Below are 10,121 nucleotides of genomic sequence, written 5' to 3' on the forward strand. Positions count from 1 at the left end.
ACGCCAAAAGTACCGCAAATTTGATGTTTGCGGTACTTTTCTTTAAATAGTATTATTAAATTAGTAGTATTCCGGGATAGGCAAGCCTATCCCCTACAAAGTTTCGCTGAAACAATTTTGGCGTGGTTCAGGGGCTTTATCGACAGTCTGACAGGTATCCGCATGGATACCTGTCTTTTATTATTATAATCCCATTGATATTGTTATTGCATTGTTTATTTTGGTCATATCGCTTGTAGGCAATGTGCCCATCTTTTCTTTCAGTCGCCTTTTGTCTATGGTGCGTACCTGCTCCAGCAGTACAACGCTGTCTTTTGCAAGTCCGCAATCGTGGGCGTTTACTTCAATGTGTGTCGGCAGGCTTGTTTTGCCTTGTTGGCTTGTTATAGCAGCCGCTATTACCGTGGGCGAAAATTTGTTGCCCACATCGTTTTGAACAATTAATACAGGTCTTACTCCGCCCTGCTCACTTCCTACAACGGGACTTAAATCGGCATAATATATGTCGCCTCGTTTGATGTTCATTTTTGTTCACCCTTTTAAAATTTCTTTATATCATTATGATTAACAGTTATCTTTGTTTTTAAACATCTGTTACATAATATTCAAAAAGTGAATAAAAGTTTTTTGCCGGGGCATATTCTTAATATGAATATTTTTACATCTAAAGAAAGATTGATTACACGCCTTAAATATCCTGTTGCCGTGCTTTCGGTTTATATGACAGCCGTGCATATTTTTGCACTTGTTTTGCCGAAGATAAATTTTGATACCGAAGTTTTTGCTTCGCTGTTGTGGTCAGCCGCTTGCGGTGCTTTTGTTGCATTTTACGAATATAAGGAGTCTGCAAAAAGCTTTGCCGTTTCGCTTTCGATACTGAGCGTTAACGCCGTATTTTATTTGGTGACGGCTCACCCGTTGGGCCTTGTTATGAGCACGGTTTTGACTGTGCTTTTAGTTATGCTCGGCAAAAATCTCGATTTTGAATATTTGGTCATCACCTCGGCACTTTCGGGCGTTGTTGTCGGTCTTGTATTTGGCTTGCTTGATGAGCCGCTTCAAATGTATGTTAAAAGTTTTGCTTATCTAATTAAGGGCAGGGCAGTCCTTTTCGGAATATTAAACGAGGTTTATACTCCGCTTTTCGGCAATCACTTTTCGGATTTGGTTTATAGCACCGATTGCAGTGCGGCAACTCTTGTCGGCGGCAAAATCGTATCGGGAGTGCAAAAGATTTTCCTTGCCGATATTAAAAATCCGTTGTCATCGGTCTCCGATTACCTTACGGGTAAGTATTTTGTAAATATCTTTCTTGTGCTCGGTACGGCTGTTGCGTTGTTCAAAAAAACAAGCAAGCGTTATTTCTTTTCATTTTTGCTTCCGTGTGTTTTGTCTGTGATTTTCGGAGATAATACCTTGCTCCTTGTTTTTCTGCTTTTCTATAATCCGCTGATTTTTGCCGGCTTTGTCTTTGTCGGCGGTGTGGGGTACTTTGTTGCTTCTCTTGTGGATATTCGTATAGGATTCAGCTCCTTTGCTTCTGTTTTCAATCTTTTTAGGTACGGCAGAAGTATCGGATATTTTCTTCTTGTCGGCTTTGTCCTTGCCGTGCTTATGTATTTTGTTGTTCAAATTGTTGTTACCAAGTTTGATATGGATAATCAAAAATACTATCCCAAAGAAGTTCGCCGACTTGTAAAATCTCTCGGCGGAGAGCGAAATATAGAAAATCTCGAAAACGGCGTTTTGACCGTTCGTAACCCCAACCTTATCGATATTCTGAAGGTTGATTGCGAAATTCGCCAAAACACCGTCATTCTCATAGATAATGATTATGATTTATTAAAAGAATATTTTTGATATACAAAAACCGCCAAAACATAAATTTTGACGGTTTTGTTTTTATAATTCTTTTTTCATTGCAATGTGCGGTATGTCCTCTTCCGGATAAACATCGCCGTATGCCTTGTAACCGAGAGCCTCATAAAAGCCCTGAGCCTGTGTTTGTGCAGAAATAAAACTTTTCTTTGCACCGAGCTTTTTCATTTCCTTCTCAGCTTTTTCAAGCACCTTTCTGCCACAGCCTGTTCCACGGTATTCCTTGATTACCGCAATCCTGCCTGCGTGCCAGGTGTCGCCGTGCTCCTTGTAAAATCTTGATGTTGCAATCGGCTTGCCGTCATCATACATTACAATGTGCTTTGCTTCTTTGTTTGTGTCAAAATCATCCAACTCGTGATTTTTAATTACGCCCTGTTCATCGCAAAACACAGTGAATCTGATGAGTTTTGAATCGTCTGTCGCCGTGTCGGTTATCTTAAATTCAAGCATTTTGTTCTTCTCTTTCCTTTAGTTTTTTGCACATCATTCGTGCAACCTTGTACACATCTCCGCAGCCAAGTGTAATTACCAAATCGCCGTCCTCGGCGTGGTCGCATACATAATCGCAAATTTCTTCAAATGTGTCAAGCTGAACCGCCCCTGGAATTTTGCTTGAAAGGTCTGTTGCCTTTATTCCTATCGTGTTCACTTCACGGCTGCCCATAATCGCACTTATCACGCATCTGTCGGCAATTTGCAAAACCTCTGCAAAGTCGTCAAGAAGCAGGGAAGTCCTTGTAAAGGTAAACGGCTGGTGCACTGCCCAAACATGCTTGTATCCCATTTTTTTAGCAGCTTCAAGAGTAACCTTGATTTCGGCAGGGTGGTGTGCGTAGTCGTCTGCAAAGGTCACTCCGCAGTATGTGCCGAGTTTTTCAAATCTTCTTGCCGCACCGCCGAAGTGTTTAAGTCCTTCAAGGATTTTTTCAACCTCTGCTCCGCTTTCGTATGCTGCCGCAAATGCACAAAGCGAGTTCAAAATGTTGTGCTCACCCGGAACGGAAAGTACAACTCTTGCAACAAATTCACCGTTGTGGTATGCGTCGTATTCGCTGTGAAAACCGCCCGGAACATCAACATTCTTTGCCACCCATTCGTTGCCGTCATTTCTGCCGACAGAAACAAGCTTTTTGTCCTCAATGCCCTTGAGCGTGTCAACCGTGTTCGCATCGTCGCCGTTATAAATGATTGTCTTTGTGGTGAGTTCGGCAAATTTTCTGAATGACTTTTTGATGTTGTCAAGGTTGCCGAAAAAGTCAAGGTGGTCCTCATCAATGTTGAGTATAACCGCCATGTCGGGATTCATATGCAAAAATGTATTGTTGAATTCACAGCTTTCGCACACAAAGTTTTGGCTGTGTCCGTATCTGCCGTATGCGTTTATCAATGGTAATTTTCCACCGATAACCGCAGATGGGTCAAGTCCCGCTTCCATAAGAATTTGGGTTATCATTGATGTTGTTGTGGTCTTGCCGTGAGTACCGCAAACGCCTATGCAGTTTGAAAAAATACGGCTTAGTGCACCGAGTGCCTCCGCTCTTTCAAAGCAAGGAAAGTTTGCCTTTGCGTATTCAAGTTCCGCATTGCCGGCAAGGATAGCGTTTGTGTATATAACAAGTTCCGTGTCGTCGGCAATGTTTTCGGGCTTTTGACCCAAAAATACCTTTGCACCCTCTTTTTCAACTCGTCTGAAAGTTTCGGTGTCGTTGTTGTCCGAGCCTGTCAATTTGTATCCGAGGGATAACAAAATCTCTGCAATAGGGCACATTCCTGCACCGCCAATGCCGATAAAATGTATCTTTTTGCTTTCTTTGAGCAATTCATCTATATTTTTCAAGGATATTCCTCCCGATTAATCATATTATCTTTTTTATTATACTACCTAATTTGTAAAAAATAAACACCCTTTTTATATTATTTCATAAAATATAAAAGGTGGTAGTAAATATGACAAATTTTTATATTGCGTCTTTGGATGATAAGAGAGTAGCATATGCGTGTGATTATTTGCAAAAACACGGATTTAGTGCTGTTGATAATCTTTCAAAAGCCGATTTTGTTTTGGCAGGGGTCAATCCCGAAAACCTCGACGCTTACAAAGAATTTCCCGTTTTTGCCGGCAATGTGTCCGGTGATAATATATTCGATTATACAAAGGATGAACGCTTCGCCGCCGAAAATGCTTATTATACGGCTGAAGCGGCTGTGTCAATAGCCACGCAAAACAGTAATATCAGTTTGATAAATTCAAATGTTCTTATTCTCGGCTACGGCAGAATAGCAAAAGTTCTTCATAGATTTTTAACTCCGTATACATCGCACATAACCGTGTGTGCCCGAAACAGTGTTCAGCGTTCAACGGCAAAAATGAACGGTGCAAAGGTTATATCTTTTGATGAACTTGTCAAGCAAAACACTTATGATTTTGTGTTTAATACAGTGCCTCACCCCGTACTTAACGAAAAAGAACTTCGCTCGTTTAAAAAGGATGTGTTGATGATTGATTTGGCATCGTTCCCGGGCGGAATTGATGTGCATTTTGCCGAATCTCTCGGACTTAATTTGATTGTTTCAAGAGGACTTCCCGCAAAGTTTTCGCCTAAATCGGCAGGTATAACCGTTGCCAAAACGGTTATTGAACATATGGGGGTGAGATTGTGAATATAGGTTACTGCTTTACAGGCTCGTTTTGTACATTCAAAAAAAGTATAGAAGCACTTAAAAGTCTTGTTAAAAACGGTCATAATGTCACTCCGATTATGTCCTTTAATGCTTATAATATTGATACCCGTTTTGCAAATGCTAAGGATGTGAGAAACGAGATTGAGGCAATTTGCGGTAAAAAAATCATTGCTTCCATTGAAGAGGCCGAACCGATTGGGCCGAAGCATATGTTTGATGTGCTGTGTGTTGTTCCGTGTACTTCCAACACACTTGCCAAACTTGCAAACGGTGTCAATGATACTCCCGTCACAATGGCGGTAAAGTCGCACCTTCGCAACGACAAGCCGGTTGTTCTCGGTGTTTCAACAAACGATGCTCTCGGCGCTTCGGCAAAAAATATCGGTGTCCTTATGAACAATCGAAACTTCTATTTTGTTCCTATGGCACTCGATAATCCTTGCGAAAAACCTCGCTCTTTGGTTTGCGATTTCTCAAAAGCAGAGGGCACAATCAAGTGTGCTGTTGACGGCTTGCAGTTCAATCCAATGCTTTAAAATTGCTATGGCTCCCTATACTTGTTTACTTGTAAGGGGAGCCGTCTGCATATTTTTTCGACATTATTTTCAAAAAATTATTGACATTATAATATAAAAAATATATATTTGACTTAATGCAATTTTTAATTGTAAATCGTGAGGGGGTTGGTAAGTCTTTCCAACGCCTGCAATAAAGAGGAAGTGCATAATTGAAAAAGATTATTGACTTGAAGAATATCACCGTGAGCTATGGTGATAACACAGTTTTGGAAAATCTGAATTTATACATCAACGAAAAAGAGTTTATAACCCTGTTAGGACCATCAGGATGCGGTAAAACCACAACTCTTCGTGCCATTGCCGGCTTTGTCAAACCGGATAGCGGAGATATTATATTCGAGGGTAAACGCATCAATGACCTGCCTGCACACAAGCGTAGAGTCAATACTATCTTTCAGCGTTATGCTCTTTTTTCTCATTTAAATGTATATGAAAATATAGCATTCGGACCTCAGCTTCAAAAGAAGCCGAAAGAGGAGGTTCGTCAAATCGTTGCAGATATGCTCAAACTTGTTAACCTTAAAGGCTTTGAAAAGCGTCCTATCAACTCGCTTTCGGGCGGTCAGCAACAGCGTGTTGCCATTGCAAGAGCACTTGCAAACAAACCGCATATTCTTCTTTTGGACGAGCCGCTCGGTGCACTTGATTTGAAGCTTCGCAAAGATATGCAACGAGAACTTAAAAACATTCAGCAGGAACTTGGCATAACCTTTATTTATGTTACCCACGACCAAGAGGAAGCACTTTCTATGAGCGACACCGTTGTGGTTATGGATAAGGGTAAAATCCAGCAAATCGGCACTCCGGAGGATATTTACAACGAACCTGTTAACGCTTTTGTTGCCGACTTTATCGGTGAAAGTAATATCGTTGACGCCATTATGATAGAAGATTATCTTGTTACATTCGGCGGAGTTAAGTTTAAGTGTCTTGATAAAGGCTTTGATAAAAATGAATTTGTAGAAGCTGTTGTTCGTCCTGAGGATATTCAAATTACCAAACCGGGTGCACAGGCTTCGCTTACAGGTAAAGTAACTTCCGTAACATTTAAGGGAGTTCATTTTGAAATACTTGTTGATGTCAACGGCTTTATTTGGATGATTCAAACCACAAGGGATGATATTAAGGTTGACGACACTATCGGAATGTATATCGAGCCTGACGCTATTCATATTATGAAACGCAGTGAATATTCGGGCGAGTTCGGCGACTATTCTTCGTTCTCGGATGAAATGGACCATATTTCCGATGCTTCGTATAATTGGGAGGACGAAAATGAAGAAGAATAGTCTTTCCCAAAAAATGCTTGATAAGCCGTATCTTTTGTGGGCGGCTTTGTTTATCATCGTTCCGCTTATTATGGTAGTGTACTATGCTTTCACCGATAAAACAGGTGCGTTCACTTTTTCAAATATAGCACAGATAAAAAATTATTTTCCAACGATTTTGCTGTCGGTGCTTTACGGCTTGGCGGCAACGGCTATTTGCGTGCTTATCGGCTATCCGTTTGCCTATGCTCTTTCAAAGCACACAGAGCATACCCAAAGAACTATGGTGCTTCTTGTTATGCTCCCAATGTGGATGAATTTTCTCATTCGTACCTACAGCCTTATGACCATTTTGGGTGACAGCGGAGTTATCAACAATTTTCTTACTTCAATCGGATTAAAACCCATCCATATGATTAACACGGGCGGTGCAGTCATTTTGGGTATGGTTTATAACTTCTTACCTTATATGATTTTGCCTATTTATTCCGTGCTTTCAAAACTTGATAATTCGCTTGTCGAAGCTGCACACGATTTAGGTTCCGGCAGATTAACAACTTTCAGAAGGGTTATTTTGCCTTTGTCGCTCCCGGGCCTTTTGTCAGGCATTACAATGGTGTTTGTGCCTTGCGTTTCAACATTCTATATCACTCAAAAACTCGGCGGCGGTCAAATCGTTCTTATCGGTGATGTCATCGAAAGTCAGTTTCAGTCCGCAAACAATTATAATCTCGGAGCGGCACTCAGCTTTGTCCTTATGATTTTGATTTTTGTATGCCTCGGAGTAATGAATTACTTTGATGACGGCACACAGGACGGGGGTGTTGTAATATGAAAAAGAAAGTATCTCCTGCTTCAAGAATTTATATGGCACTCATATTTGTTTTCCTTTACGCACCTATTGCGGTTATGACTGTCTTTTCGTTTAATTCCGGCACTTCAACCTATATTATGGATGGCTTTTCAACTTCATGGTGGGTTGAAATGTTTCATGATACGGCTGCAATGAAGGCACTCAAAAATACAGTTGTCCTTGCACTTGCAACAACGGTAATATCCACTGCCTTGGGCGTTATGGCGGCAGTCGGTCTGTTTATGCAAAAAAACCGTGTGTACAAAAAAGCTATGATGAATGTTACAAACATTCCTATGATGAACCCTGAAATTGTAACGGGTATCTCAATGATGCTTCTTTTTGTGTTTGCCGGTGCTCTTATCAATGTAAAAGAGGTCCTCGGCTTTACAACAATTCTTATAGCCCATGTTACATTCTGCCTGCCGTATGTTATTCTTAATGTAATTCCAAAACTTCGTCAGTTTGATATGAATGTATATGAAGCGGCGGTAGACCTCGGCTGTAAGCCATTCAAGGCTTTTATGAAGGTCGTTATGCCTGAAATTATGAACGGCATCATCACAGGCTGTATTATGTCTTTCACATTGTCGCTTGATGATTTCATTATTTCGTATTTCACCAACGGACCGTCATTCCAGACCTTGCCGATTTATATTTTCTCCCTCACCAAAAAGAGAGTAAAGCCTGATATGTTTGCATTGTCAACCCTTATGTTCCTTGTTATTCTTGTGCTTTTGATTTTTATGAACATTGCACAGAACAGGGCAGACAAAAAGGAGGCGGCAAAATGATTAAACTTAAAAAAATTGTTGCTTTTGTTATGAGCCTTGTTTGTGCTTTGCCGCTTATGAATGTCACAGCTTATGCCGATGAGGATTATTTTTCCGATGATCAAAAGGCTTATTATGAGTCGCTCGGACTTCAGGGCACAACCGTTAATGTTTACAACTGGGGCGAATATATTTCCGACGGCGGCGAAGGCTCGATGGATGTTGTCCGTGAGTTTGAAAAACTTACAGGGGCAAAGGTAAATTATACCAATTTCGAATCAAACGAAAATATGTATTCCAAACTTTCGGGCGGCGGTGTTTCGTATGATGTTATTGTTCCGTCCGACTATATGGTTGAGCGTCTTATTGATGAAGATATGCTCATGCCGCTTGACTATTCAAATATTCCCAATATGAAGTATATGCGTGAGGATTGCTTGAATCTTCCGTTTGACCCCGAGCAAAAGTATTCTGTTTGCTTCAACACAGGCTACACCGTTCTTATTTATAATAAGAAGTTGGTTAAAGAAAAACCCGATTCTTGGTCGGTTTTGTGGGATGAGCAGTACAAGGGTAAGGTGCTGATGTTCAACAACAGCCGTGATGCGTTTGCCATTGCTCAAAAATTGTTGGGTCAAAGCCTGAACACTCAAAACGAGCAGGATTGGGTAGACGCCGCAAAACTCCTTGCCGAGCAAAAAGATAAGGTTAATCCTGTTTATGTTATGGATGAGGTATTTAACCTTATGGAATCGGGCGAGTACGCTTTTGCAACCTATTATGTCGGCGATTATGTTCTTATGAACGAGAATAATCCCGATTTGGGCTATGCTTATCCAAAAGAGGGCGTAAATGCCTTTTATGACGCTTTTTGTATTCCAAAGTGCACGCAAAACAAAAAAGGTGCAGAAGCATTTATAAACTTTATGCAGGAGCCTGAAGTTGCACTTGCAAATGAGGAATATATTTTCTATGCTTCCGCAAACAAGGCAGTTCAGGAAAACGAGGAATGTTCGCTTTATGGTAACAAAGCCGTTTATCCCGACCCTGCACCAAAAAGCGAAGTGTTTGCAAATTTGCCGCAAAACATTTTGGAATTGCAAAATAATTTGTGGTCAAGTGTTAAAAGCGGTAATATGAGCGTTAACAGTAAAGAAAAAGAACGCAAAATTTATATCGAATCCGGTATAGTGGCAGGCATTGTCGTTATAGCCGTTGCAACTTATTTTGTAAGAAAACGCAAAAAAGATAAAGAACAGGATTTGGGTGATTTGTATGAGTAAAATTAAATGTGCTGTATTTGATTTGGACGGAACACTTGTCAACACTATTGATGATTTGGCAGGTGCAACCGAAATATTGCTTAAAAAGCATAATTTTGAAGCAAATTGGTCTTTGGATGATTACAAAAAGTTTGTGGGCAACGGTGCAAAAAAACTTGTTGAGCGTGCCTTTGACCATACTTTGGACGAAAAAACACTCAATGACCGTTATGAGGAGTTTAAACCTATATATGATGAAAATAAGCTTAACCATGCTCACGCTTATGACGGCATTAAGGAACAACTTCAAATTCTCAAGGATAAAGGAATAAAGCTTTGCGTTGTTTCCAACAAGCCGGATGTAGCTGCTCACGGTATGGTAGAGCACATTTTCGGCAAAGGCTTTTTCGATTATATTACCGGTTGTGTGGACGGACTTCCTACTAAACCTGATCCGACAACTACGCTTCGTGCACTTTCTGCAGTTGATTGCAAGCCTACAGAAGCAATTTTCTTCGGCGACAGCGAAGTTGATATGCGAACAGCCAAAAATGCTAATATAGAAGCAGTGGGTTGTTCTTGGGGTTTTAGGTCGTTTGAAACTCTTTTTGCCGAGCATCCGTCAGTGATAATAGACGAAACTAAGTACATATCAAGCCTGTTTTAGAAAAACTGAAAAAAATCTAAAAAAATCTAAAAAAAGTGTTGACATTTGTTGTGAGTTCTGTTATACTTCTAACTGTTGACGCGAGAGTGGCGGAATCGGCAGACGCGCACGTTTGAGGGGCGTGTGGGGCGACTCGTACGGGTTCAAGTCCCGTCTC

11 protein-coding genes are annotated in these 10,121 nt (G+C 40.8%); 8 read left to right on the top strand and 3 right to left on the bottom strand.

Features of this window, described 5'->3' with window-relative positions; translation table 11 throughout:
• Nucleotides 1–183 precede the first annotated feature (183 nt).
• Entirely contained in the window at nucleotides 184–525 is a 342-nt protein-coding gene (locus Q0E08_RS07980; RefSeq protein WP_177665383.1) for a type II toxin-antitoxin system PemK/MazF family toxin, read from the bottom strand.
• 123 nt (nucleotides 526–648) lie between these two features.
• Here Q0E08_RS07980 and Q0E08_RS07985 point away from each other — a divergent pair, with 123 nt between their 5' ends.
• Nucleotides 649–1,860: a hypothetical protein gene (locus tag Q0E08_RS07985; RefSeq protein ID WP_294778595.1), complete on the top strand. Its 1,212-nt coding sequence runs from the start codon at nucleotides 649–651 to the stop codon at nucleotides 1,858–1,860.
• 42 nt (nucleotides 1,861–1,902) lie between these two features.
• On the opposite strand, the gene Q0E08_RS07990 is transcribed toward Q0E08_RS07985, so the two are convergent.
• Nucleotides 1,903–2,331 (bottom strand): GNAT family N-acetyltransferase, encoded by a 429-nt coding sequence (locus tag Q0E08_RS07990; protein ID WP_294778596.1) that lies wholly within the window; start codon nucleotides 2,329–2,331, stop codon nucleotides 1,903–1,905.
• Nucleotides 2,324–3,718, bottom strand: a complete 1,395-nt coding sequence (murC, locus tag Q0E08_RS07995) for a UDP-N-acetylmuramate--L-alanine ligase (RefSeq protein WP_294778597.1) — start codon at nucleotides 3,716–3,718, stop codon at nucleotides 2,324–2,326. The genes Q0E08_RS07990 and murC overlap by 8 nt, the downstream gene beginning before the upstream one ends.
• Nucleotides 3,719–3,828: 110 nt before the next feature.
• On the opposite strand from murC, the gene Q0E08_RS08000 reads away from it, so the two are divergent.
• The 7 genes from Q0E08_RS08000 (at nucleotide 3,829) to Q0E08_RS08030 (ending at nucleotide 9,964) form a co-directional block, all read left to right on the top strand.
• Nucleotides 3,829–4,542 carry an NAD(P)-dependent oxidoreductase gene (locus Q0E08_RS08000; protein ID WP_294778598.1) on the top strand — a complete coding sequence of 238 codons (714 nt, stop codon included), beginning with the start codon at nucleotides 3,829–3,831 and terminating at the stop codon, nucleotides 4,540–4,542.
• On the top strand, nucleotides 4,539–5,099 hold the full coding sequence (locus tag Q0E08_RS08005; protein WP_294778599.1) for a dipicolinate synthase subunit B: 561 nt from the start codon (nucleotides 4,539–4,541) through the stop codon (nucleotides 5,097–5,099). Before Q0E08_RS08000 ends, Q0E08_RS08005 begins: the two co-directional genes overlap by 4 nt.
• A gap of 191 nt (nucleotides 5,100–5,290) precedes the next feature.
• A complete protein-coding gene (locus Q0E08_RS08010) occupies nucleotides 5,291–6,430 on the top strand; it encodes an ABC transporter ATP-binding protein (protein WP_294778600.1) in 1,140 nt (379 codons plus the stop codon).
• Complete coding sequence (locus tag Q0E08_RS08015; protein WP_294778601.1) at nucleotides 6,417–7,244, top strand: ABC transporter permease; 828 nt, start codon at nucleotides 6,417–6,419, stop codon at nucleotides 7,242–7,244. Before Q0E08_RS08010 ends, Q0E08_RS08015 begins: the two co-directional genes overlap by 14 nt.
• Nucleotides 7,241–8,056, top strand: coding sequence for an ABC transporter permease (locus tag Q0E08_RS08020; RefSeq protein ID WP_294778602.1), 816 nt, complete (start codon nucleotides 7,241–7,243; stop codon nucleotides 8,054–8,056). The genes Q0E08_RS08015 and Q0E08_RS08020 overlap by 4 nt, the downstream gene beginning before the upstream one ends.
• Nucleotides 8,053–9,318 carry a PotD/PotF family extracellular solute-binding protein gene (locus Q0E08_RS08025; RefSeq protein ID WP_294778603.1) on the top strand — a complete coding sequence of 422 codons (1,266 nt, stop codon included), beginning with the start codon at nucleotides 8,053–8,055 and terminating at the stop codon, nucleotides 9,316–9,318. The genes Q0E08_RS08020 and Q0E08_RS08025 overlap by 4 nt, the downstream gene beginning before the upstream one ends.
• Nucleotides 9,311–9,964, top strand: a complete 654-nt coding sequence (locus Q0E08_RS08030; RefSeq protein WP_294778604.1) for an HAD family hydrolase — start codon at nucleotides 9,311–9,313, stop codon at nucleotides 9,962–9,964. The genes Q0E08_RS08025 and Q0E08_RS08030 overlap by 8 nt, the downstream gene beginning before the upstream one ends.
• The last annotated feature ends 157 nt before the right edge of the window (nucleotides 9,965–10,121 follow it).

The sequence above is a fragment of the uncultured Eubacterium sp. genome, assembly GCF_934561735.1.
Classification (GTDB): domain Bacteria; phylum Bacillota; class Clostridia; order Oscillospirales; family Acutalibacteraceae; genus Eubacterium_R.

Excerpts from the sequence above, each read along its gene's own strand:
- Q0E08_RS08025 (WP_294778603.1), top strand. The coding sequence starts at position 8,053 with ATGATTAAACTTAAAAAAATTGTTGCTTTTGTTATGAGCCTTGTTTGT.
- Q0E08_RS07980 (WP_177665383.1), bottom strand. The coding sequence starts at position 525 with ATGAACATCAAACGAGGCGACATATATTATGCCGATTTAAGTCCCGTT.
- Q0E08_RS08020 (WP_294778602.1), top strand. The coding sequence starts at position 7,241 with ATGAAAAAGAAAGTATCTCCTGCTTCAAGAATTTATATGGCACTCATA.
- Q0E08_RS07985 (WP_294778595.1), top strand. The coding sequence starts at position 649 with ATGAATATTTTTACATCTAAAGAAAGATTGATTACACGCCTTAAATAT.
- Q0E08_RS08030 (WP_294778604.1), top strand. The coding sequence starts at position 9,311 with ATGAGTAAAATTAAATGTGCTGTATTTGATTTGGACGGAACACTTGTC.
- Q0E08_RS07990 (WP_294778596.1), bottom strand. The coding sequence starts at position 2,331 with ATGCTTGAATTTAAGATAACCGACACGGCGACAGACGATTCAAAACTC.
- Q0E08_RS08000 (WP_294778598.1), top strand. The coding sequence starts at position 3,829 with ATGACAAATTTTTATATTGCGTCTTTGGATGATAAGAGAGTAGCATAT.
- Q0E08_RS08015 (WP_294778601.1), top strand. The coding sequence starts at position 6,417 with ATGAAGAAGAATAGTCTTTCCCAAAAAATGCTTGATAAGCCGTATCTT.